The organism is Streptomyces sp. NPDC014995 (assembly GCF_043080745.1).
Classification (GTDB): domain Bacteria; phylum Actinomycetota; class Actinomycetes; order Streptomycetales; family Streptomycetaceae; genus Streptomyces.
The window spans coordinates 812,776-835,934 of sequence record NZ_JBIBVX010000001.1; the positions used below are offsets into that span (position 1 = coordinate 812,776).

The 23,159-nt window shown below is 74.7% G+C and carries 17 protein-coding genes; 11 read left to right on the forward strand and 6 right to left on the reverse strand.

The features are described from left to right. Positions 1 to 20: 20 nt before the first annotated feature. Genes ACF1A1_RS03650 through ACF1A1_RS03660 form a run of 3 tightly spaced genes read right to left on the reverse strand, consistent with a single transcriptional unit; the run spans position 21 to position 3,174 of the window. On the reverse strand, positions 21 to 881 hold the full coding sequence (locus ACF1A1_RS03650; RefSeq protein WP_391645034.1) for a carbohydrate ABC transporter permease: 861 nt from the start codon (positions 879 to 881) through the stop codon (positions 21 to 23). Next, a complete protein-coding gene (locus ACF1A1_RS03655) occupies positions 878 to 1,816 on the reverse strand; it encodes a carbohydrate ABC transporter permease (protein WP_391645330.1) in 939 nt (312 codons plus the stop codon). Before ACF1A1_RS03655 ends, ACF1A1_RS03650 begins: the two co-directional genes overlap by 4 nt. Then, the gene (locus ACF1A1_RS03660; protein WP_391645036.1) at positions 1,816 to 3,174 is read right to left on the reverse strand and encodes an extracellular solute-binding protein; all 1,359 of its coding nucleotides are present in this window, start codon (positions 3,172 to 3,174) and stop codon (positions 1,816 to 1,818) included. Before ACF1A1_RS03660 ends, ACF1A1_RS03655 begins: the two co-directional genes overlap by 1 nt. A 229-nt stretch (positions 3,175 to 3,403) precedes the next feature. Between ACF1A1_RS03660 and ACF1A1_RS03665 the strand changes: the two genes are divergently transcribed. The 3 genes from ACF1A1_RS03665 to ACF1A1_RS03675 all read left to right on the forward strand — a co-directional run bounded on the left by ACF1A1_RS03665 (position 3,404) and on the right by ACF1A1_RS03675 (position 6,814). Further along, the gene (locus ACF1A1_RS03665; protein ID WP_391645038.1) at positions 3,404 to 4,012 is read left to right on the forward strand and encodes a toxin-antitoxin system, toxin component family protein; all 609 of its coding nucleotides are present in this window, start codon (positions 3,404 to 3,406) and stop codon (positions 4,010 to 4,012) included. A gap of 113 nt (positions 4,013 to 4,125) precedes the next feature. After that, positions 4,126 to 5,379 (forward strand): MAB_1171c family putative transporter, encoded by a 1,254-nt coding sequence (locus tag ACF1A1_RS03670; RefSeq protein ID WP_391645332.1) that lies wholly within the window; start codon positions 4,126 to 4,128, stop codon positions 5,377 to 5,379. Further along, on the forward strand, positions 5,372 to 6,814 hold the full coding sequence (locus tag ACF1A1_RS03675; protein WP_391645040.1) for an NAD(P)/FAD-dependent oxidoreductase: 1,443 nt from the start codon (positions 5,372 to 5,374) through the stop codon (positions 6,812 to 6,814). Before ACF1A1_RS03670 ends, ACF1A1_RS03675 begins: the two co-directional genes overlap by 8 nt. 275 nt (positions 6,815 to 7,089) lie before the next feature. Here ACF1A1_RS03675 and ACF1A1_RS03680 read toward each other — a convergent pair whose 3' ends face one another. Together ACF1A1_RS03680 and ACF1A1_RS03685 are read right to left on the reverse strand one after the other, a co-directional pair. Next, complete coding sequence (locus ACF1A1_RS03680; protein ID WP_391645042.1) at positions 7,090 to 7,947, reverse strand: SMP-30/gluconolactonase/LRE family protein; 858 nt, start codon at positions 7,945 to 7,947, stop codon at positions 7,090 to 7,092. Beyond that, positions 7,944 to 8,717 (reverse strand): IclR family transcriptional regulator, encoded by a 774-nt coding sequence (locus ACF1A1_RS03685; RefSeq protein ID WP_391645044.1) that lies wholly within the window; start codon positions 8,715 to 8,717, stop codon positions 7,944 to 7,946. Before ACF1A1_RS03685 ends, ACF1A1_RS03680 begins: the two co-directional genes overlap by 4 nt. A 181-nt stretch (positions 8,718 to 8,898) precedes the next feature. Here ACF1A1_RS03685 and ACF1A1_RS03690 point away from each other — a divergent pair, with 181 nt between their 5' ends. Beyond that, complete coding sequence (locus tag ACF1A1_RS03690) at positions 8,899 to 9,510, forward strand: hypothetical protein (RefSeq protein ID WP_391645045.1); 612 nt, start codon at positions 8,899 to 8,901, stop codon at positions 9,508 to 9,510. Positions 9,511 to 9,996: 486 nt separating this feature from the next. Here ACF1A1_RS03690 and ACF1A1_RS03695 read toward each other — a convergent pair whose 3' ends face one another. Then, complete coding sequence (locus tag ACF1A1_RS03695; RefSeq protein WP_391645047.1) at positions 9,997 to 10,866, reverse strand: RimK family alpha-L-glutamate ligase; 870 nt, start codon at positions 10,864 to 10,866, stop codon at positions 9,997 to 9,999. Between the two features lie 152 nt (positions 10,867 to 11,018). Between ACF1A1_RS03695 and ACF1A1_RS03700 the strand changes: the two genes are divergently transcribed. The 7 genes from ACF1A1_RS03700 (at position 11,019) to ACF1A1_RS03730 (ending at position 22,948) form a co-directional block, all read left to right on the forward strand. Continuing rightward, positions 11,019 to 12,080, forward strand: a complete 1,062-nt coding sequence (locus tag ACF1A1_RS03700) for a MerR family transcriptional regulator (protein ID WP_391645049.1) — start codon at positions 11,019 to 11,021, stop codon at positions 12,078 to 12,080. A 207-nt stretch (positions 12,081 to 12,287) separates the two neighbouring features. Continuing rightward, positions 12,288 to 13,736 carry an acyl-CoA synthetase gene (locus tag ACF1A1_RS03705; RefSeq protein ID WP_391645051.1) on the forward strand — a complete coding sequence of 483 codons (1,449 nt, stop codon included), beginning with the start codon at positions 12,288 to 12,290 and terminating at the stop codon, positions 13,734 to 13,736. Next, positions 13,733 to 15,067 (forward strand): carboxyl transferase domain-containing protein, encoded by a 1,335-nt coding sequence (locus ACF1A1_RS03710; protein WP_391645053.1) that lies wholly within the window; start codon positions 13,733 to 13,735, stop codon positions 15,065 to 15,067. The genes ACF1A1_RS03705 and ACF1A1_RS03710 overlap by 4 nt, the downstream gene beginning before the upstream one ends. 165 nt (positions 15,068 to 15,232) lie before the next feature. Further along, positions 15,233 to 15,610, forward strand: a complete 378-nt coding sequence (locus tag ACF1A1_RS03715; RefSeq protein WP_391645055.1) for a CU044_2847 family protein — start codon at positions 15,233 to 15,235, stop codon at positions 15,608 to 15,610. After that, a complete protein-coding gene (locus tag ACF1A1_RS03720) occupies positions 15,607 to 17,304 on the forward strand; it encodes a trypsin-like peptidase domain-containing protein (RefSeq protein ID WP_391645057.1) in 1,698 nt (565 codons plus the stop codon). The genes ACF1A1_RS03715 and ACF1A1_RS03720 overlap by 4 nt, the downstream gene beginning before the upstream one ends. 117 nt (positions 17,305 to 17,421) lie before the next feature. Continuing rightward, the gene (locus ACF1A1_RS03725; RefSeq protein ID WP_391645059.1) at positions 17,422 to 18,498 is read left to right on the forward strand and encodes an AAA family ATPase; all 1,077 of its coding nucleotides are present in this window, start codon (positions 17,422 to 17,424) and stop codon (positions 18,496 to 18,498) included. Further along, complete coding sequence (locus tag ACF1A1_RS03730) at positions 18,488 to 22,948, forward strand: SAV_2336 N-terminal domain-related protein (RefSeq protein WP_391645061.1); 4,461 nt, start codon at positions 18,488 to 18,490, stop codon at positions 22,946 to 22,948. The genes ACF1A1_RS03725 and ACF1A1_RS03730 overlap by 11 nt, the downstream gene beginning before the upstream one ends. The last annotated feature ends 211 nt before the right edge of the window (positions 22,949 to 23,159 follow it).

Below are 23,159 nucleotides of genomic sequence, written 5' to 3' on the forward strand. Positions count from 1 at the left end.
GCGTAGCTCCTTAAGGGGAGTCACTGGCCGGCGAGGCCGGTGTGCGCGACACCCGCCACGATCTGGCGCTGGAAGAAGACGAAGACGACGATCAGCGGCAGGCCCGCCATGAGGCCGCCGGCCATGAGCTGGGCCCACTGGATGCCGTAGGAGTTCATGACGGTCGCGATGCCGTTCGGCATCGTCATCAGGTCGGGGTTGTTGGTCACCATGTACGGCCAGAGGAAGTTGTTCCACGAGGCGATGAAGGTGAAGATGCCGACCGCCGCGAGGGAGGGGCGGGACAGCGGGAGCACGATGGTGAAGAAGACCCGCCAGCGGCCCGCGCCGTCGATGAAGGCCGCCTCCTCCAGTTCGCGCGGGATGCCCTGGAAGAACTTGTAGAGGATGTAGACCATCGCGGCGGGCGCGCACTGCGGCAGGATCATGCCCCAGTAGGTGTCGACCATCCCCATCTGCTGCACGGTGGTGAAGAGGGGGACGCCGAGGACCGCCGGAGAGATCATCAGGCCCGCCATGACCAGGCCCATCAGAGCGCTCTTGCCACGGAACTCGGTGCGCGCGAAGCCGTATCCGGCGAGCGCGCTCACGAGCAGCACCACGGACGTCACGCACACCGAGACGACCAGGGAGTTGACGAACCAGTTGGTGATGTTGCCGGTCTCGAAGAGTGCCGTCCACGCCTGGCCCGTCCAGTCCTCCGGCAGCCAGTGCGGCGGCACCGCCACGGCCTCGGTCTCCGACTTGAGCGAGGTGAACAGGCCCCAGGCGAACGGCGCGAGGAAGACGACGGAGACCGCCGCGCCGAGGAGGGTGAGGACGATCTGGCTGGGCGTCCACACCTTGCGGGGCTTGACGCGGATCTGTGCGGCGGTGGTCATCGGGCGCCCTCCTCACGGTTGCGCAGCAGCCACATCCGGGCGAGGGCGACGGCCGCGATGATCACGAAGAAGATGACGGAGATGGCGGAGGCGTAGCCCACGCGGTAGCTGGTGAAGCCCGCTTCGAGGGTGTACTGCACGAAGGTCCGGGTCGATTCCTCGGGTCCCGGCGTGAAGTCCATCATCACCACGGCCTGGTCGAAGACCTGGAGCGAGGCGAGGATCTGGAGGGCGATGACGAGACCGGTGATGTTGCGCAGCATCGGCAGGGTGATGTGGACCATGCGGTGCCAGGCGTTGGCGCCGTCCAGCTTGGCGGCTTCGTAGAGGTGGCCGGGGATGCCCTGGAGCGCCGCGAGGTAGAGCAGGAAGCTGAAGCCGACGGTCCACCACAGGGTCGTGATGACGATGGCGAGCATGGCGTACGACTTGTCGACCAGCCACGGCGTCTCGATGCCGAAGACGTGGTTGATCATGCCCGTGCCGGGGTTGAACAGCCACTGCCACAGGTTGCCCGCGACGGTGGAGGGCAGCAGGAACGGGGCGAAGAAGCACAGCCGCCACAGCCACTTGCCGCGCTCGATGTGGTGGGCGAGCATCGCGAGGAGGAAGGCGAGGACGGTGATGCAGGGCACGACCAGGAGCGTGAAGTAGGCGCTGTGGCCGAGCGCGTCCCACATCAGCGGGTCCTTGAGGGCTTCGCGGTAGTTGTCGAGGCCGACGAAGCTCTCGCCGTCGCCCGTGATGTTGGCGTCCGTGAAGCTGAGGTAGATGCCGCGCAGCAGCGGCCAGATCACGAAGAGCGCGAACAGGACGAGGAACGGGGCGACGAACCAGCCGCCGTGCTGGAAGCCCTGCTTGCGGCGGAGGGTGGCGCTGTCGGCGGCGGTCCTCGCGCGTGCGGGTGCGGCGAGGGTCTGGGCACTGGTCGCCATCACGCGGCCGCACCTCCTTCCGCGGCTGTCCTGCCGTCCATGGGGTTCTTCATGGCGAGCAGCTGGGTGAGCGCGCCCTTCATCCGGCGGGCGGCGGTCTCCGGCTTGACGGAGCCCATCGTCGAGGCGGCGACGATCGGGCCGACGCCCTGGGCGAGGATGCCGGTGGAGCCCGCGAACCACACCTTCGGCTCGGTGGCCTGGTGGTCCATGGCGGACACGTACTCGCTCTGCGGCTGCAGCTCCTTGTACGCGGCCGTGGACAGGGTGGGCGTGTAGGCGGGGATGTGGCCGCCGGCCGCCCACTGCCGGGCGTGCCGGACGACGTAGGCGGCGAGCCGGTGGGCGGCCTCGTTGGTGGCGCCGCCGCGGTCGGACTGGTGCGGCAGGACGAAGGAGTGCGACTCGGCGTGGGTGGCCTGCTTGCCGAAGACGGGCGGCAGCGGGGTCGCGCCGTAGTCGAGCTTCGCGCCGTCGAAGACCGGCACCGACCAGTTGCCCTCCCAGACGAAGGGGGAGCCGTTGATGAACTGTTCGGCGCCCGCGGCGCCCCCGAAGCCCGGGTTGGCGTACCCGTCGGTGATGTGGCGGCGCAGGAACTCCAGGACCTGGGTGGCCTTGTCGGTGTCGAAGGTGACCTCGGTGTTGGCGTCGTCGAACCAGGTGCCGCCGAGCTGGGTGTAGAAGGCGACGAAGAACCACCACTGGAAGTTCTGGTCGTTGAGCCACAGGCCGATGGTCTGGAGCCCCTTCTGCGTGGCCTTCTTCGCCTCCTTCAGCACGTCGAACCACTCGTCGGCGGAGGTGACGGGCACCATCCGCCCGTCGGCGCCGAGCAGGCCCGCCTTCTTCAGCACGTCCCTGCGGTAGAAGCAGAGCTGGACGTGGATGTCGAGGGGCAGGGCGTAGAGCTTGCCGTCGAGGACGGCCCGCTTCCACAGCTGCGGGTTGAAGTCCTCCTCCCGCACGCCGTACTTGCCGAGCAGTTCGACGTCCCAGGGGTCCAGGAGGCGGCCGGGCGAGAAGCCGGTGACCCGGCCCAGGTGCATGACACCGAGGTCGGGTGCGCGGTTGCCCGCCGCCGCCATGGCCAGCTTGGTGTAGAAGGGGTTGCCCCACTGGAGGGTCGAGTCCTTCACGTCGATGCCGGGATTGTCCTGACGGAAGGCGTCCAGCATCGCGATCATGTTGGCGCCGTCGCCGCCGCTGAAGAGGTTCCAGTACCGCACGCGGGTCTGAGAGCCGGCGGCGAGTGCGTCGGCGCCGGTGCCCAGCGCGGCGAAGCCGAAGCTTCCGGCGACCGTCAATCCGCCTGCGGCAGCGAGGAGTTGCCTGCGGTTCAGGCCGGGTTGTCCCATCCCTTGCCCCTGTCGTTCGACCTATCGAATAGCGCCCGTAACTTCGAACGGGACCGTAAATTCGATGCGCCCGCGCGTCAATGGTTCTGACACGACTTATGACAGCGCTTTCTACTCGCGTCCGCCGCACCCGGTGATCGTGTACCGGTGAACGACTTCACGTGACGCGGACACATCCGGCCGCGTAGGCTCGAACAGGCCGCCGCAGGGCGGCGAGAAGGGGGACCGGATGGACATCGCGGGCGCGCGCGGTAAGGCGGCCCGGATCGCCTCGGCGCTGCGGCGCGCGAGAACCCGCCCGGCCATGCGCGAGTTGGCCGGCGACCTCTCCGCCGCGCTGCGGGCGCGGCCCCGCCCCCCGGCCGATGTGCGGGAGGTGGCCCGGGCGTTGTGCGAGGAGATGGCCGCACTGCGCGGCGGGCGGCCCGTCGAACTGCGCTTCGAGCGGTTCCCCGACGAGTTCGACGTGACCGGACTGTGGGTGGAGTTCCAGGACTTCGACCTGGTCATCATCGAGGAGCGCGCCGAGGACGTACAGCAACTGGTCATCCTCGGGCATGAGCTGTGGCACCTGCACGCCGGTCACCGGCACCACCACCACGGCGTCGGCGCGGCCGCCGCGCACGCGCTGGCGAAGCGGCCCGGCTGGGACGACATCGCCCTGACCGTCGCCGCCCGCGACGGCTCCCGCGAGGACGACGAGGCCGAGGCCGACGCCTTCGGGCACCGGCTCGCCGCCGCCTTCCGGCCGTACCTGTCCGGACGGGCCCGCAGCGCGCCCCCCGACCCGGTCCAGCGGACCCTCGGCTACCGCGGACGCAGGGGTACGGCGCGGTGACCAACGGGCTCGTGACGGAAGTGTTGTCGAGGAACGGGTTGTTGACGGGCGGGTTATCGACGGACGGCCTGCTGACGGCGGGGAGCAACGGATTGGCGTCGGCCGGGAGTTCCATGGCGGCGGGCGACCTCCTCAGCGGGATGTACGTGTCCTTCTGGCTGCCGACCGTGGTCCTGACCGCCGCCCTGGCGATCAAACTGCCCAGCATCCTCAAGCTGTGGCGGGACCCGCTGCTGCGCGCCGTCGGCGGCCTGCTGGTGTTCGCCTGCGCGGTGTTCGTCTTCGCGGCGCCGAAGACCATCGCCTGGACCAACCGGGTCACCGGCGTACCGAACATCGCGGCTCCCTGGGTGTACTCCCTGCTCACCGCGCTCTCCGCGTCCTGGCTGCTGCTGATCATCGCCTGGCGCAACGGCGGCACCGAGCGCTCGCCGCAGACCCGGCGCGCGACCCGGTGGGTGGTCTCCGTCTACGCCGCCGTGGTCGTCGCGCTGTGGGTGCTGTTCGCCCTGGCCGACGTGCCCGTGGAACAGATCCGGGACCTGGACACGTACTACGCCAACACGCCGTTCATGCGCGAGGAGATCCTGCTCTACCTGGTCGCGCACACGGTGGCCTGCTCGATCACGGCCCGGCTGATCTGGAACTGGATCCGCACCGACGGCCTCGACGCCTGGCTGCGCTGGGGCCTGCGGTTCCTGGGCGTCGGCTACGCGACGAACCTGCTCTTCAGCGCGGCCAAGCTGACGGCCGTCGGCGCCCGCTGGACCGGGCACGACCTGGACTGGCTGAACACCAACGTGGCGCCGTCGGCCGCCTGCGTCGCCGCCACGCTGGTCGCGATCGGCTTCATCGTGCCGCACGCCGGCCAGTACCTCCAGGAGCGCTGGCTGGTCCGCCGCCGGCACCGGAGCCTGAAGCCCCTCGCCCGGCTGATGCGGACCGTCACCGCCGGCCGCGAGCCCTTCGCCCTGCGCGCCACGCCGGAACTGCGCCTGATCCTGCGTGAGACGTTCATCCGCGACGCGCTCCTCCAGCTCTCCCGCCACCTCGACGAGGACCTGCGGGCACGGGCATACGACGCCGCCCTCGCGCTCGGACACGACCGCGGGCGGGCGCAGGCCCTCGCCGCCGCCGTGACCATCCTGGACGCCGTCGCCGCCGGGGAGCGGACCTCGTCCGCCGGCGGCGCCGCGGCTTCCGCGTCCGGCGGCCCGGACGGGCCCGACGGGCCGTCCGAGCCGGACACCACCTACCTGCTGCGAGAGATCCAGGCCGTGTCCGAGGTCCTTCGCCGTCCCGACGAGATCACCGCGGTCCGCGTCCGCGCGGCCGCGCCGGCAGAGAGCGTGTCCACGCATGACTGAACCGCCCAACCCCGCCAGAACCGCCGTCGTCCTGGGGGGATCCCATACCGGCATGCTCGCGGCGCGTGCCCTCGCCGAGTTCGCCGACCGGGTCGTCGTCGTGGAGCGGGACGTCCTGCCGGAGGGGCCCGAGCCCCGCAGGGGTCTGCCGCAGGCACGCCACGCCCACATGCTGTGGTCGGGCGGGGTGCGGGCCGTGGAGGAACTGCTGCCGGGCGTCACCGGGGCGCTGCGCGACGCGGGGGCGCGCCGGGCACCGGTCACGACGGACATGGTCGTGATGGCCTCCCAGGGCTGGTTCCGGCGCTGGGCCGAGTCCCACCACGTGATCCTGGCGGGTCGGGACCTGCTGGACGCGACGATCCGCGCGGAGGTCCTCGCGGACGGACGGGTCGAACTGCTCGGCGGCACCGAGGTGCTGGGGCTGGAGGGGACGGCGGGGGCCGTCACGGGCGTACGGATACGGCAGGTCGGCGGCGGAGACGGTGGTGACGGCGGCGTCGGTGGTGACGGCGGTCGGGAGCGGGTGCTGGCGGCCGGGCTGGTCGTCGACGCGACCGGCCGCGGCTCCGGCGCCTCCCGGTGGCTCACGGCGCTCGGGCTGCCCGAGGTGGAACGGCGCGAGGTCGACTCCGGCCTCGCGTACGCCAGTCGGCTCTTCCTCGCTCCCGAGCCGGCCCGGGACGGCTTCCCGGTGGTCAACGTGCAGCCCGACCCGCCGGGCAGGGGCCGGCCGGGACGGTCGGGCTTCCTGCTGCCCGTCGAGGACGGCCGGTGGATCGTCACCCTGTGCGGCACGCGCGGCGGCGAACCGCCCACCGGGGCCGACGACTTCCTCCGGTTCGCCCGGGGGCTGCGGCACCCGCTGATCGGCGAACTGATCGAGCGTGCGGAACCGCTGACGGACGTGTCCTTCACCCGTACGACCGTCAACCGCCGCCACTTCTACGAGCGGATGGCGGCCTGGCCCGAGAACTTCGCCGTCCTCGGCGACGCGCTGGCCGCGTTCAACCCCGTGTACGGGCACGGCATGTCGGTCGCGGCGCAGAGCGCGGTGCTCCTCCGGGAGGTCGTACGACGGCAGGGCTGGGGCACGCCGGGACTGTCCCGCCGTGTCCAGCGGGCGGTGGCGCGGCCGGTCGGTGCGGCGTGGGACCTGGCGATCGGGCAGGACGTGTTCTATCCGGGCGCGGCCGAGAACGGGCCGACGCTGCGGGACCGGCTGGTGGCCGCGTACGTGGACCGGCTGATGCACACGGCCACCGGGAACGGGCGGATCGCCCGGCGGGTGACCGATGTGACGTCACTGGAGCGGGGGGCGGAGGTCCTGCTGTCACCGTCGGTGCTGGTGGCGGCGGCGGTGGGTCCCTTGAGGCCGGCGCTGTCGGCTCCGCCGTTGACGGCGGACGAGGTGAAGCGGGCGGGGTTGCGGTAGCTGGAGAGCGGGCGGGGTTGCGGTAGCTGGGGTGGGGAGGTGCAGCAGCGGGGTCGTTCGGTGCCGGGGCGGGAAGTGGGCCCGCTGCTGCCGGCCGGGGTGCGGTGGCTGGGTCGGCCGGTGCGGGCGGGCGGGTCGCGCGGCCCGACGCTCGTGGGTGCCTGCCCGACTCTCGGCTCCGCTCTCGCGGGCCCCCTCGCCCACCCCTGCCGCCCCGGGCGGCACGCAGGCCCGCGGCCCGGCGGGGGTGGGCGATGGTGGTCCAGGCTCGCCCGTCAGCCTGCGAACGCCGGCTGGGCGACGCCCTTGCCCGCTCCCGGTACCACCAGCAGGGATCCCGCCACCGGATGGGGGGCGTCCAGGCCCACCCGGGCCGTCGTGATGTACAGGTCGGTCAGGTCGGCTCCGCCGAACGCGCATGCCGTGACCCGCGGGGTCGGCAGTTCGATCACCCGGTCCAGCTCACCCGCCGGCGTGTAACGCCGTACCGCTCCGCCGTCCCAGAGGGCCACCCACACACAGCCGTCCGCGTCGACGGTCAGGCCGTCCGGGAAACCCGCGCCCTCCTCGATCCCCACGAACGGGCGGCGGCCGGACACCCGGCCCTCGGCGTGGTCGAAGACGTCGACGCGGCGGGTCGGGGAGTCGATGTAGTACATGAGGCGGCCGTCCGGGCTCCAGCCCGTGCCGTTGCTCACCGCCACGTCGTCGAGGACCACCTCGACCGAGCCGTCGCCGGTGAGACGGGACAGGGTGCCGCCGCCGGGGGCCTCGTCGTAACGCATGGTGCCGGCCCAGAGGGAGCCGTCGGGGGCCACGGCGGCGTCGTTGGCGCGGCGGCCGGGGACCGGCTCGTGGTGGAGCCAGCGGAAGCCGTCGTCCGGGTCGAGCAGGCCCACCCCGTCCCGGAGGTTCAGGACCAGGCCGCCGCCCGCGCGGGGCTTGGCCGCCCCCACGTGCTGGTCGGTGACCCGGACCGTGCGGCGTCCGGTGACGGGGTCGTAGGTGTGCAGACGGGAGCCCAGGATGTCGAGCCAGAGCAGGGTGCCCGTCGCCGCGTCCCAGGTCGGGCCCTCGCCGAGGGTCGCCTCGGCGCGGACCGCGACCTCGTACGTCCGTGTGTACGTCGTCATGCCACGCTCCGGTAACCCAGGAGTTCGGAGAGCTCGGCGGCGCCCTTGGCGGCGAGCTGCTCCAGTTCGGCGCGGCGCTCGTCGCTCCAGCGGATCATGGGGACCGAGATGGACAGGGCGGCGACGACCTTGCCGGTGCGGTCGCGGACCGGGGCCGCGACGCAGCTGACGTCCGGGTTGGACTCGCGGCTCTCCACCGCGATGCCCCGCTCCCGGATCTCCGCGAGGGCCTCGCGCAGGGCGTCCGGCTCGGTGATGCTGTTCGGGGTCATCCTGACCAGGTCCGCGTCGTCCGGGATGCGGGCGGACAGCTCGGAATCGGGGAGGGAGGCCAGCAGCATCTTGCCGACGGAGGTGCAGTGCGCGGGGAGGCGACGGCCGGCCGCGGACACCATGCGTACGGCGTGCGTGGAGTCGACCTTGGCGATGTAGATGACGTCCGTGCCCTCGAGGATGGCCACGTGGACCGTCTCGTCACAGGTCTCGGCGACGGTACGGGCCACCTGCTGCCCCTCGGCGGCGAGGTCGAGCTGCTCGGCGTACCGGCTGCCGAGCTGGTACGGACGTACGCCCAGGCGGTAGCGTCCGGACTGGCCGGGCACCGGGACGATGTAGGACCGGGCGGCGAGCGTGGTCACCAGCTCGTGCACGGTGGTGCGCGGCAGCTGGAGCCTGCGCACGATGTCGGGGGCGGAGAGCGTGCCGTCCCCGTCGAGGAAGAGCTCGAGAATGTCGAGAGCCCGGGTCACGGCAGGTACGAGTCGTCCCACGACCGGCCCCCTCCCTTAGTCGTCTCAGAGCCTGTGTTCGAAATTTCAACAGGCGATCGGCATGACGAACACAGGCTAGTCATATCGGTTGCGCCGGGCAATGGTCGTCACGTGCCGACCTGCCGACACCCGGGTGCCGCCGTCCGGCTCCCGGCCGGCGACACCTCGGGCGTGGGCGACGATGGACCGCATGCCGCCAGAGAAGCGCCCCGCCGGCCGACCCGCCGGCCCGTTCACGCCCTTCCACTTCCAGCTGGTGCTGCTGCGCCGCATGGCCGACCACAACCCCGGCCTGGTGGAGGACGCCCGCCGCGAGCTGGGCGCCTCCCTGGCGGACATGCGCGAGGCGAACAAACGGTGGCAGGCGATGGTCCGCTCCCCGCGCGCCCGCGCCGCCGCCTCCCGGTACCGCTCGGTGCTCGGCGCCCCGCGGACCGTGCTGTCCCGCCGGATCGGCGACCTCGACTGCGAAGCCTGGCTCTGGCCGCTCCCCCTCTGGCCCGACCTGCGCTTCGAGGTCCTCCTCGCCCCGAACGGCGCCGTCTGGAACGAGTGGCTGGTCCGCGCCCCGGGAGCCGAGCCACCGCTCCTGCGCACCCTCGACGACCTGGCCCCCTGGTCCTGCACGGTCGACGAGGCCGCCCGCGCCTTCGCCCCCGCCCGCCCCCTGGAGGGCACGGCCCCCACCCGCTGGGGCCTGACCTTCACGGCACCGGACGCGCGGGGCGTGCCACGGGAGGTGGTCGCCGAGTTCACGTGGGGGTTGTTGCAGCGGACGGCGGTGCGGGGGTAGAGGAGCGGGGGCGGCGGCCGGTCGGGGGCGCGCCGAGCACGGGCGGCCGGTCAGGGCCGCCGAACACCGGCAGCAGCCGGTCAGGTCGCCGAACACCACCCGACGTCGGGCCGCAGCCGGCGGCCGGCCGAGCGACGGCCGACGCCGGTCGGACGACAGCCACCGCCGGTCGGACGACAGCCACCGCCGCCGGGCCGCGCGCCGCGTCGGGCGCCGGGCGTCAGGGGCGGGCGTCAGGCGCCGGAGGGCAGGCGCCAGGCGTCGGGCGTCAGGGGCGGGCGTCAGGCGCCGGAGGGCAGGCGTCAGACGGCAGGCGGCAGGCGTCAGGCGGCAGGCGTCAGGCGTCAGGCGGCAAGCGGCAAGCGGCAAGCGGCAAGCGGCAAGCAAGAGCCGAACGGCAGCCGGGTCGGGAGTGGCCGTCGGCCGTAGCGCACCCGTAACGAGCCGCGTCGGGGCCGACGCCGGACGCGCCGCGGCCGACGGCGGTCAGCCCGCGGCCGCCAGGATGGCCTCCGTCACCCGCGGCACCGACCCCGGGTGCAGCCACAGGAACAGGTTGGGCTCGACCAGTTCCAGCTCCATCAGGCGGGGCTCGCCGTCCTCGCCGTCGACCAGGTCGACGCGGGCGTAGAGCAGGTCGGGCGTGCCCGGTACGGCGGCCAGCGCGCGTTCGGCGACGGCCAGTTCGGCGGAGGTCGGCTGCCAGACCTCGAGGTCGGGATGGGCCACCTTGTCGGCGTCGTAGGGCGTACCGGGGGCGAGGACGGCGCCCTTGCGGCTGGCGTGCAGCAGACGTCCGGCGAAGAACTGGAGCGCCCGTTCGCCCTCGACGTCGATGCCCTCGAGGTACGGCTGGACCATGGCCGTGAAGCCCTCCGCGTGCATGCGCTCCAGGTGGCGTACGGCGGTGTCGTGCTCGTCGGGCGTGTAGCGGGCGGCGAAGCGGGCTCCGGCGCCGGAGGTCGGCTTGATGACGTACTCGTGGTCGGAGGGAAGCCCGACGGGCTCGCCGGGGGCGAGGTACCGGGTCGGGACGGTGGGCACCCCCGTCTCGGCGAGTTGTCCGAGGTACCGCTTGTCGGTGTTCCAGCGCACCACCTCGACCGGGTTGGCGAGCCGGGTCAGCGCGGCGCAGCGCTCGAGCCACTCGGTGAACTCGGCGGCCCGCCAGCTGTAGTCCCACGTGGAACGGATGACGGCGAGGTCGTAGGAGGACCAGTCGGCGCCGGCGTCGTCCCAGTACACGGCCTCCGCCTCGGCGCCGGCGTCCCCCAGGGCCCGCAGCAGGACCGGGAGATCACGGTCCGCGCTGGGCTCCGGGCGGGGGTCATAGGTGACGAGGGCGATGCGGGGCACGACGGATGACCTCCTCGGACGGCTGTACGACTCCCGCAGGCTAGCCGGGTCCGTGACACCCTCGGCACCGGGTTGACCTTCACCTTCGGTGAAGCCCCAGCATCGGTGGCGGAACGCGGAGAGCGCGCGGCGCGAAGAGGGGGCGGACGTCCGTGGACATGCTGACCATCGGAGCCTTCGCACGGGCCTCCCGGCTGTCGCCGAAGGCCCTGCGCCTGTACGACGGCCTGGGCCTGCTGCGCCCCGCACGGGTGGACCCCGACACCGGCTACCGCTACTACGCGGCCGAGCAGGTCGAGCGGGCCCGGCTCGTGGCGTGGCTGCGGCGGCTGGGGATGCCGCTGGCCCGCATCCGGGAGGTGGCCGCCCTTCCTCCGGCGGAGGCCGCCGCGGAGATCCGCGCGTACTGGGCGCGGGTCGAGGCGGAGACGGCCGCACGGCGGGACCTCGCCGCGTTCCTCGTCCACCAGCTGACGGCAGCACCGAGGAAGGACACCACCATGCTCGAACTGCGCTACTCCGCCCACTCGGACCGCGGCCGGGTCCGCCCGCAGAACCAGGACACGGTGTACGCGGGCACCCGGCTGCTCGCGGTCGCGGACGGCTTCGGCCCGGCGGGCGCGCCCGCGAGCGGCGCCGCCGTGGAAGCGCTGAGGTTCCTGGACACGGAGGAACTCCCGGCCGGCAACGTCCTCAACCTTCTGGAGGACGCGGTCCGGGGCGCGACCGAGGCGGTCCGTGACGTGGCGGACGGCGGGGACGACGTGGGGACGACCCTCACGGCGCTGCTGTGGACGGGGTCCCGGCTCGCGCTGGTCCACATCGGGGACTCCCGCGCGTACCTGCTGCGCGACGGTGGCCTCTTCCGGATCACCGACGACCACACCGTGGTCCAGTCGATGATCGACGAGGGCCGGCTCACCGCCGAGGAGGCGGTGTCCCACCCGCAGCGCTCCCTGCTGCTGAAGGCCCTGACCGGCGGCGCCCCGGCCGTACCGGACCTGCGGCTGCACGACGCCCGCCCCGGTGACCGCTACCTGCTGTGCTCGGACGGACTGTCGACGGTCGTCCCGGAGGACCGGCTGCGCCGGCTGCTCACCACGGTCCCCGCCCCGGACGCGACGGTCCGTGCCCTGGTCGCCGAAGCGAACGCCGCGGGCGGCCCGGACAATGTCAGCTGTGTGGTGGCCGACGTGCGGGAGGCAGCGGCCTGAACGGGGACCTGCCCGGCCGTGACGGCGCCCTGCCCGGCCGGAACGTACCCCGGCCCTCTTCCCCCGCGCGGCCGCTACCGGTCATGGTCGGGCCCGGGTTCGGGTAGGCCGCAGCAGACAGCACCAGTCGGCCATCAGGCCCCCTTCAGACACACTCAGCACCCAGGCACCCAGGCCCTCAGGCACTCAGGCAAGGAGTTACGACGCGTGTCCTCTCTCTTCCCGGCCCTGACCGATGGTCCGGCGGGGCGCACCGCCCTCCGTTTCGGCGACCGGTCCCTGACCTACGCGGAACTCGCCGCCGCGGCCGGCCCGCTCGCGGGCCGCGTCGCGGGCCACGCCCGGGTCGCCGTCTGGGCGACACCGGAGCTGGAGACCGCCGTGGCCGTCGTGGCGGCGCTCGAGGCGGGTGTCGCCGCCGTACCGCTCAACCCGAAGTCCGGGGAGAAGGAACTCGGGCACATCCTGGCCGACAGCGCGCCAGCGCTGGTGCTGGCCGCACCGGGCACCGACCTTCCCCCGCCGGTGGCGGCCCTGGAACGCGTCGACGTCGACGTCGACGCGCGCGGCACCGCCCCCGCTCCGGCCGGCAACGCCTCGGCCGAGACTCCGGCCCTCGTCGTCTACACCTCCGGCACCACCGGCCCGCCCAAGGGCGCGGTCATCCCCCGGCGGGCGATCGCCGCGACCCTGGACGCGCTCGCCGACGCCTGGCAGTGGACCGGGGACGACGTCCTGGTGCACGGGCTGCCGCTGTTCCATGTGCACGGGCTGGTGCTGGGTGTCCTGGGCCCGCTGCGGCGCGGCGGATCCGTACGGCATCTGGGCCGGTTCGGCACCGACGGCGTGGCGCGCGAGCTGGACGGCGGCGCGACCATGCTCTTCGGCGTCCCGACGATGTACCACCGGATCGCCCAGGCCCTCCCCGACGACCCGGGGCTGGCCAAGGCGCTCGGCGGGGCGCGGCTGCTCGTCTCCGGCTCCGCCGCGCTGCCCGTCCACGACCACGAGCGGATCACGGCCGCGACCGGGCAGCGGGTGATCGAGCGGTACGGCATGACCGAGACGCTGATGAACACCAGCGTGCGGGCGGACGGGGAACCCCGGGCGGGGACGGTGGGCGTGCCCCTGCCGGGCGTGGAGCTGCGGCTGGTGGAGGAGGACGGCTCGCCGATCACCTCGTACGACGGGGAGACCGTGGGCGAGATCCAGGTGCGCGGGCCGAACCTGTTCACCGAGTACCTCAACCGGCCCGACGCGACCGCGGCCGCCTTCACCGCCGACGGCTGGTTCCGGACCGGGGACATGGCGGTGCGCGAGCCGGACGGTTACGTCCGGATCGTGGGGCGCAAGGCCACCGACCTGATCAAGAGCGGCGGGTACAAGATCGGCGCCGGGGAGATCGAGAACGCGCTGCTGGAGCATCCGGGGGTGCGCGAGGCCGCCGTCACCGGGGAGCCGGACGCGGACCTCGGGGAGCGGATCGTGGCGTGGGTGGTGCCGGTCGATCCCCAGGCTCCGCCCGCGGAGGGCGAGTTGGCGGACCATGTGGCGCGGCGGCTCGCTCCGCACAAGCGGCCCCGGGTCGTGCGGTACCTCGACACGCTGCCCCGCAACGACATGGGGAAGATCATGAAGCGGGCGCTGACCTCGTGAGCGGCGACCTGCGTCTCGGCGCGCGGGAGACCATCGCCCTCGTCTCCGACGCGTTCACCGAACTCCCCCACGCCGACCGGGAGACGGCGCCCGACGGCCCCCTCGGCTGGCCGGGCTACGACGACTCCCGCGCCCGTGCCGCCGGACGCACCGGCGAGTCGGAGTCCGTGGTCTGCGGCACCGCGAGCGTCGAGGGCACCCGGGCCGTGCTGATCGCGTTCGAGTTCGGTTTCCTGGGCGGCTCGCTCGGCGAGCGCACCGGCGACCGTCTGGAGGCCGCGTACACGTACGCCCGTGAACACCGGCTCCCGGTCGTCCCGTTGGTCGCCACCGGCGGCAGCCGGATGCAGGAGGGCATGCTCGCCCTCACCCAGCTCCAGCGCGTGGCCCGGCAGTCGGCGCTCACCCGGGAGGCGGGGCTGCCGCAGATCGCCGTGTTGCGGGACCCCACGACCGGCGGCGGCTGGGCCACCCTGGGCGCGGGCGCCGACGTGGTCCTCGCGCTGCCGGGCGTCCAGGTCGGCTTCGCGGGGTCGCGGATACGCCCGGTGAACGCCGACCCGGCGGCCTACACGGCGGAGGCGCAGGTCGCGGCGGGGTCGGCGGACGCGGTCGTGGCGCCGGAGCGGCTGCGGGAGACGCTGGGGCGGTGGCTGCGGCTGCTGACCGCCCCGTCGGACGAGCCGGCGCCGGTGCCGCGGCCCCTCGGGGCGACAGACCTGCCGGCCTCCGGATGGGACGCCGTCCGGCGGGCCCGCTCACCGCACCGCCCGCGCGCCGCCCGCTACCTGGACGCCTACTTCACCCACCGCGTCGCGATCGGCGGCGACCGCTGCGGCGGCACCGATCCGGACGGCATGCTCTGCGGCTTCGGCGAGCACGCGGGCCGTACGGTCGCGTACGCCGCCCAGACGGGAGCCGCGACCCGGCCCGCCGGGTACCGCACGGCCACCCGGCTGATCCGGCTCGCGGAGCGGCTCGGCATCCCGGTGCTGACCCTGGTGGACACGCCGGGCGCGGCCAACGACGCCGAGGCGGAACGGCAGGGCGTGGGCGCGGCGATCGCCGAGCTGTTCGGCGCGGTCGCCACCGCGCGTACGCCGGTCACCACGCTGGTGATCGGCGAGGGCGGGTCCGGCGGGGCGCTCGCGCTGGCCGCACCGGGGCGCACCTGGGCGACCCCGGACAGCTATTTCTCGGTCATCGCACCGGAGTCGGCCGCCGCGATCCTCAAACGGCCCCCGGAGGACGCCGAGTCGACGGCGAACCAGCTCCGCATCCGCCCTCAGGACCTGGCGGACCTGGGGCTGATCCGGACGGACGGCCCGTGAGGTGGCCGGTTTCCGCCGCCGTCGGCCGTCGCCGGGGTCGGAAACAGGACAAGCTCAAGTACCGTCCGTAACAATGGCGGTGCACAGATCCGCAGTGCGACGGTACGACGGTCATCGCCGCGTACGCACACGCACGACACTACGAGTACGCACGACGGGGGCGCCGTGGCAGGACTGGTGGAGTTCAAGACGGACGACGGAGCCGTGGTCGCCGTCGAGGCCGTCGAGGAGCAGCGGCCCGGGTCGCGGCTGGTGGCCCGGGGCGACGGTACGGTCCAGGCGGCCCGCACGTTCGAGGGCGCCCTGGAGGGCGTGCGCGCGGCCGCGGAGTCCGCGCTGCGGGTGTTCCGGGACGGCGCGCTGCGGCCCGACGGCGTGGAGATCGAGTTCGGCGTGAAACTGGCGGCCGAGACGGGCGCGGTCATCGCCAAGGGCTCGGCGGAGGGCCACCTCGTGGTGAGACTGACCTGGTCCCCCGCCCCCTCCTCCCCCGCCCAGCCGGAGCCGTCGGCGGCCCCGTCGGAGCCGTCCGCCGCCTCATGAGGAGCGCCGAGTGGCACGCCCGGATCGAATGCGCCGGCCAGGTCGTCGGAGCGGGCTTCCTGGTGACCCCGCGCAAGGTTCTGACCTGCGCGCACGTGGTGCACGAGGGTCCGGCTGACGCGCTGACGGTGACCTTCACCGAGCGCCCCGGCTCCGCCCCCGTCCCGGCGAGGATCGTCGCCGACGGCGGCTGGGCCGGCGGCACCACCGACCTCGGCGACCTCGCCGTACTGGAACTGGCGCACGAGGTCCCGGTCGAGCCGGCCGCGCTCGCGCCCGTCGGCGCGGCGCACGGCCGGCAGCCGCGCAAGCTCGTCGTGTACGGCTTCCCGGTCGGCTTCGACGAGGGCACGCTCGCCGAATACCGCATCACCGCACCGCAGTTGCTGCGCCGGGAGTGGATCCAGCTGGAGGCGTGGGCGCCCGACGGGCAGCCGCTCGCCCCCGGGTTCAGCGGTGCCGCGGTCACCCTCGTCGACACCGGCGAGGTCGTCGGCATGGTCACGGCGGCGGCCGGAGCGCAGGGGGTGCGCAACGGGCGGATGATGCCCACCGAGGTCATGGCCCGTTACTGGCCCGACCTCACGGGTCTCGTCCCCACCTCCGACCACCGCACCGCCGACCGGGCCCGGCTGCGCGACCTGGTCGAACGGGCCGTACGCGCCGGCCTGGACTGCGACCCCGTACGGCTCTACCGGGCCGCCGCCGGCCCGTTCGACCCGGAGCCGCCGGAGGAGGGCTTCGACTCGCTGCGCTCGGCCGCCCTGTTCGTGCTGTGCGAGATCGACGGGGAGGACGCGGCCGGCACCGTCGCCCGCTTCACCGCACACGTCGAGGCCCTCTTCCACACGCCCGTCGAGACGTCCGCCGCGCCCGACTGGTCGCCCATCCTCGTCGACCTCCAGCACAGCGGCGCGGGCGACGGACAGGTCCTCGTCGAGGTGTCCGCGTACAGCGGGGGACGGCGGCACCCGGTCGGCTCCGACACCGTGCCGCGGGCCCGGCTGTCCGCGTACGTCCAGGACCGTATCGAGGCAGCCTTCCGTCATCTGACGCCCGGATCGGACGAGTTGATCGCGTTCGCGCTGCCCCGCGACTGGATCGACCTGCCCGTCGACCGCTGGGCCAGCGCACCCGACGACGACACCCCGCTCGGCTGTGTGTACCCGCTCGTCGTCACCGACCAGGCGCGCCGCAGGGCCGGCACCCGGCATCAGCTGACCCGCGTGTGGAACCGGCTCGACTCGCTGCCGGGCGCACGCGTGCACCGCGTCGAGTGCGGCGGCGCCGAGGAACCCGCCCGGCTGCGGGTGCGGCTGCGCAAGCCCGACGCCTGTCTCGCCGGCTTCGCCACCGCCCCGGCCGCGGCCCACACCCGCGCCCACTTCGACACCTCGCTCACCGCGCCCGCCCCGGTGGTCGTGTGGTCCCGCGGCGGCTGTGACAACGGCCCGGAGGAGCCCTGCGCGGGCGGCGACGGGTGCGCGGGCAAGACGTTCCTGGACGAGCTGGACGCGGTCGTGTCCGGCGTACCGCCCGCCGAACTGCCCCGCCGGGTCCTGGCCCTGCGCGAGGAGGCCGACGCCGAGGACGGCCACTGGGCGCGGGACATCCAGCTGCTGTGGGACGACCCGCGCGTCTTCACCGACCCGCACGGCGGCACCCCCGCGCACGCCCGGTCACCGGTGGCCTGACCCGGCCGCCCCCTTGGCCCGCGCCGCGCTCCCTCGGTCCGCCCCCGCGCTCCCTCGGTCCGCCCCCGCCCCCAGTCCGCCCGCCCGCACCCGAGTTCGTCGCACGGAGAGACCCCCATGCCGCACTGGTCCGTCTACACCGGGAACAGCCAGCCGCACGACGGCATCGACCGGCTGCCCGACCCGCCGCCCTGGCGGGCGTTCGACGGCGAGCCCGTCCTGCGCCCGCCCCGGGACGGCGACGACGAGACGGCCGTCTCCCCCGACCGCGTGCACCGCGCCCGCAGCTACGTGGCGAGCCCGGAGAGCGTCCAGCTCGTCAACGCCGCGCTCGTCCTGCGCCGCCCCCTGCTGGTCACCGGCCCGCCCGGCACCGGCAAGTCCTCGCTGGCGTACGCGGTGGCGCGCGAACTGCGGCTGGGCCCGGTCCTGCGCTGGAACATCACCAGCCGCTCCACCCTGGCCGACGGCCTCTACCAGTACGACCCGCTGTCCCGGCTGTACGCGGTCCGGCAGACGGCGTGGCGGACCGGGGACGGCGTCCCCGCACAGGGCGTTCGCGGGCAAGGGCTCCCCGGGGGCGACGTCCCCGGGGGCGGCGGCGTCGAGGACCATCTGCGGCTCGGCCCCCTCGGCACGGCCCTGCTGCCCTACGAGCGTCCCCGCGTCCTGCTGGTCGACGAGATCGACAAGAGCGACCTCGACCTGCCCAACGACCTGCTGAACGTCCTGGAGGAGGGCCAGTACGAGATCCCCGAACTGATGCGCGCCGCCCGCCACTCGGCCGACGGCGCCACCGCCGAGGTCCTCGCCGACGGCACGGACACCCCGGTGGCCGTCGCCCGCGGCCGGGTCCGCTGCCGCGCCTTCCCCTTCGTCGTGCTGACCAGCAACGGCGAGCGCGAGTTCCCGCCCGCCTTCCTGCGCCGCTGCGTCCGCCTCAAGCTGCGCCGCCCCGACCGCGAGCAGCTCACCGAGATCGTCCGCGCCCACCTCGACACCCCGCCCGCCGAGGCGGACCACCTGATCGACCGCTTCCTCACCCGCGCCGCCGACGGCGAACTCGCCACCGACCAGCTCCTCAACGCCCTCTACCTCACCGGCGTCGCCGGCCTGGACGCGGAGTCCCGCGACGCCCTCGCCGACGAGCTGATGCCGTACCTGAGCGCCACGGCGGACGGCGATGGCTTCTGAGGGGACCCCGAAGGGCGGCGGTACGGCCGTCAGCAGGCTGGCCGCGCTCCTGACCGCCGCCGGCCGGACCCCGCCCACCCCGCTGGAGCTGGCGGAAGTGCTGTGGCTGGCGCGCCAGTTGGAGGAGCGGCAGGCGGCGGGGGAGCACCGGGAGACGGACGGCACGACGACGCCCGCCCGCCCGGACGGCCGGGACCGGGCGCCGGATCCCCCCGCGGCCCCCAGCGCCGGCACGCGGCACGGCGACGACCCCGCCGCCCTGACGCCGGCGACCGGGCCGGCCCCACCGGCCGCCGACCGCGTCCCTCTCCACCTCCCCGCACCGGCACCACCGTCGTCGGCCCCGTCCCCCGGCGGGCCGGGGCAGCCGGGCGGCGGCACGCCCCTGCTGGCCCCCGCGCCCCCGATGCTGCCCCGCCCGCTCGCCCTCCAGCGCGCCCTGCGCCCGCTGAAGCGGACGGTGCCGTCGGCGCACGCCCGGCTCCTGGACGAGCGGGCCACGGCGGACCGCATCGCCCGGTCCGGCGCCCGCCCGGACGTCTGGCTGCCCGTCCTGCGCCCGGCACGCGAGCGCTGGCTGCGCCTCAACCTCGTGCACGACACCGGCCCCACCATGCCGGTCTGGCGGCCCCTCGTCCGCGAACTGCACACCGTCCTCGCCCAGTCGGGCATCTTCCGCACGGTCACCCTGCACCCGGCGGGGCCCGACGGCCGCGCCCGGCACGTCCCCGACCCGGCGGACGGCCGGACCGTCACCCTGGTCGTCAGCGACTGCATGGGCCCGCAGTGGCGGCCCGGCCCGGCGGGCGACCGCTGGTACCGCACCCTGCGCCACTGGGCGGCCCGGATGCCGCTGGCCGTCGTCCAGCCGCTCCCGGAGCACCTGTGGCCGACCACGGCCCTGCCCGCCGAACCGGGCGTGCTGTCGTCCCCGTCCGCGGCGGCCCCGCCCACCGCCCTCACCTTCACCCCGTACGACCCGGACGCCGCCCGCCCGCCCGCCGCCGTCCCCCTGCCCGTCCTGGAGCCGGGCGCCCCCTGGCTCGCCCACTGGGCGACCCTGCTGGCCGCCCCGGGCGGCGCACGCACCCCGGGCGCGGCGGCCTGGCTCCCGCCGCGGCCGACCCCGCCCCCACCGGCCGACGCGGCCCCCGACCCCGCGTCCCTCTCCGCCCGGGACCTGGTCCTGCGCTTCCGCGCCACCGCCTCCCCGGAGGCCTTCCGCCTCGCCGGCCACCTGGCGCTGGCCCTGCCCTCCGTCCCGGTGATGCGCCTCGTCCAACGCGCCGTGGACCGCGACCCCCGCCCCCAGCACCTGGCCGAGGTGATCCTCAGCGGCATGCTCACCGCCGTCCCCGGCCCACCCGGCTCGTACGACTTCCGCCCCGGTGTCCGGGACCTCCTCCTGCGCACCCTGCCCCGGACGGCGCGGGGCCGCACCCGTGAACTCCTCGACCGCGTGGGCGGACTGATCGACGAACGCGCGGGCCTCGCGGCCGGCGAGTTCCGCGCCCGGACGGCCGACGGGAACGGCCCGGGCGACGGCCGGCCGTTCGCGACGGTCAGCGAGGAGACGGTCCGGCGGCTGGGCGGCGGCGGGGAGGCCGTACCGCGACCGGCGGACGAGGCCGGGGCGGGGCTGATCGGCGGCCGTTACCGGCTGCTGGGAAGGCGTGGGCCCGGGCAGCGGATGTGGCGGGCCGTGGACACCCGGACCGGCGAGCCGGTCGTCGTCCACCGGTACCCGGAGCAGCCGGCTCCGCGGGAGCGGTTCCTGCGGGAGGCGCGGACCCTGGCCGAGGTCGACGATCCGCATGTGGTGCGGATCCGGGACTTCGGCGTGGAGGGCGACACGCCTTATCTGGTCGCGGAGTTCGTGGAGGGGGTGACGCTGACGGAGCTGCTCGAAGGCAGCGGACCGGGCGTGTCCTTCCCGGTGTTCGCCCGGCTCGTGTGCGACGTCACGGCCGGTCTCGGTGTCCTGCACCGCCGGGGCCTGGTGCGCGGGCAGGAGGGAGGGAAAGGCCTGTTGCTGCGGCCGGACGGTACGGTCCTGATCTCCCGGTTCGCCCTGGGGGAGGAGGCCCGGGGGCGCAGCGCGGCGTCGGACACCGCGGCCTTCGACCGGCTGCTCCGCGAACTGGCCCCCCAGGTGCCGGCGGTCCCGCCCCGGTTCCGGTCCCTGCTCGCCCGGATCGCGCAGGGCACGGTGCCGTCCTCCGCGCCGGCCGAACTCGCGGCGGCCCGGGACACCGCCCCGCTGCACCTGCGCATGCTCGGCCCGCTGCGGATCGGCCGTGCCACCGAGCCCGGGGCCCTCCCCTCCCCCGAGGCCCAGGCCCTGTTGTGCATGCTGGTCCTGCGCCCAGGACAGCGCATGACCCACGACGAGCTGGCCGCAGGGCTGTGGGACCGGCCGCCCGGCCCGCGCCCGGCGCGCCGCCGCATCGGCGCCCTGGCCACGGAGCTGCGCCGCCACCTGGGCCCCGGCACCCTGGCCACCACCTCGGACGGCTACGCCCTGTACGCGCCCGGCGCCTACGTCGACGCCCTCGCCTGCGAGGACGTCCTCACCCACCACTCCCCCGACCGGGATCCGCAGCGGCGGCGCGTCCTGCTCGACAACACCCTCGCCCTCTTCCGGGGCGAACCCCTCGAAGGCGTCCCCGGCCCCGCCGCCGAGGCGACCCGCGCCCGCCTGCGCGACCTCCACCGCACCCTGGAGAGCGAGCTCGCGGCACTCGGGCCCGACCGGAACGGCACCTCCCGTCCCACCCTCCTCTTCCACACCGACACCGACCTGGGCAGCCGTCCCGAAGCCCGCATCAGCCTCGAGTACGCGGTGCACCAGGTCCTCGACCGGGGCGACCTCACCCCACAGCAGTACGAGGTGCGGGTGCGCCCCGACGGCTACCGCGTCGACATCGCCCCCGGCGCCTACCTCCTCCCCGTCCTCGCCGCCGCCCTGCACTGGCTCCCCGGGCCGCTCTCCGACCTGGCCGACCCGCCGCGTCTGCGGGTGACGTTCCAGCACGGCGACGGGCCGCAGGCCACCGAGCCCCCCGAGCCCCCCGAGGGAACCGCGCCCGTCCTGGTCCTCGTCCCGCCCGCCCTCTACGAGGCCTTCGCCGACAGCTCCGCCGCCTCCGGCCCGTACCGCTTCCGCCCGCTGTACGGCGGCGCCCCGGACGCCCCGCCGGTCGCCTGGTACTGCCCGCTGGCCGGGCCCCGCGCCGAGGACGAGGAGCGGGACCTCGTGCGGGGGCCGTTCATCACCCGGGACCTGGGAGAGCTGGGCATCCCGGCACCGGGCCGCACCGCCGTCGTGCACACGCGGGCCGACGGCCCGCTCACCCTCCTCGACCCCGCCCAGCCGCACGGCGGACGCCCGCCCCGGCTGACGACGTACTACGAGGTCGACCTCGCCCCGCACCACGCCGTCCACCAGCTGTCCCTGCCGAGTTCCGGCAAGGGCGACTTCACGGCCGTCGCCGAGCTGTCCTGGCGGGTCGCCGACCCGGTGGCCTTCGTACGCTCCGACACCGCCCGCGTGTCCGACCGGCTCCTCGCCCACCTGCTGGAGACCGCGCCCCGCATCACCCGCCGGCACTCCCTGCGCCGGGCGGCCGGTGCGCAGCGCGCGGTCAACACGCAGGTGGGCAGGTGGCCGGTGCCGGGGCTGGCGGTGACCTGCGAGGTGCGGCTGACGCCGGAGGGGGCGCCGGCCACCACCGACGGTTCCCCCGGAAGGCGGCCGCCGACCCCCGCCGGTCTGCTCGGCGAGGCCGAGACCGTCCTGCTCGGCTTCGACGGGCCCCTCACCCGCCTGTTCACGGCGACGACCGCGCGCGCGGCGGCCCGGGACCTGCTGGCGCTCGCCGCCGAGCACCGGGATCCGCAGGACGCGCTGACCGGCCGCCCGCTGGCGGTCGCCGCGGCCCGGGAGTCGGTGGTGCATCCGCTGGACGTCCTGCGCGTCTTCGCCCGCGACCCGCTCGGGCCGTTCCTGCGGGGCCGGCTGAACACCCTGGAGCTGCGGGCCGTGCCGGACGCGCCGACCACCCACAACTCCGTCGCCCTGGTGCGCGCGCTGCACGCGGCGGGACGGCGGGTGGCCGTGGTGGCGGACGTGTGCGAGGAGGCCGTCCACCGGTATCTGGAGCCGTACCGGCTGCCGCTGGCCGGGACGTACGGCCGGGGCGAGGACCTGACGCTCCTCACCCCGCACCCGGACTGTCTGCTGCGGGCCCTGCGCGACCTCGCCGCCTCGGCCGCCACGGGTGTGCTGATCGGCTCCTCGGTGGCGGAGCTGACCGCCGCCCAGCGGATCGGTCTGCGGTTCATCGGCCTCGCCCGCAATCCGACCGTCGAGCAGGAGCTGCGGGAGGCGGGGTGCGAGGTGACCGTGCGCTCACTGGCCCCCGTGCTGGAGGCGGCTCGGGCCCTGTGACTCCACACCCGTCGGCGCCTCCCCTCCGGCACCTCCGGCGACCCTCCCCGCCGGCGCCCTCCCTCTAGCATCTCCGGGCGGATTTGCCCGTCAGTTGGATGGCACTTACGGCACGAAACCCCCATTCGGCGGCTCCCCGCCCGGACCCCTCCAACGGGCGCCCGCCCTCCCGGCCCCGCACGATGCGAAGGAGGCCACCGCCCGGCGGCCC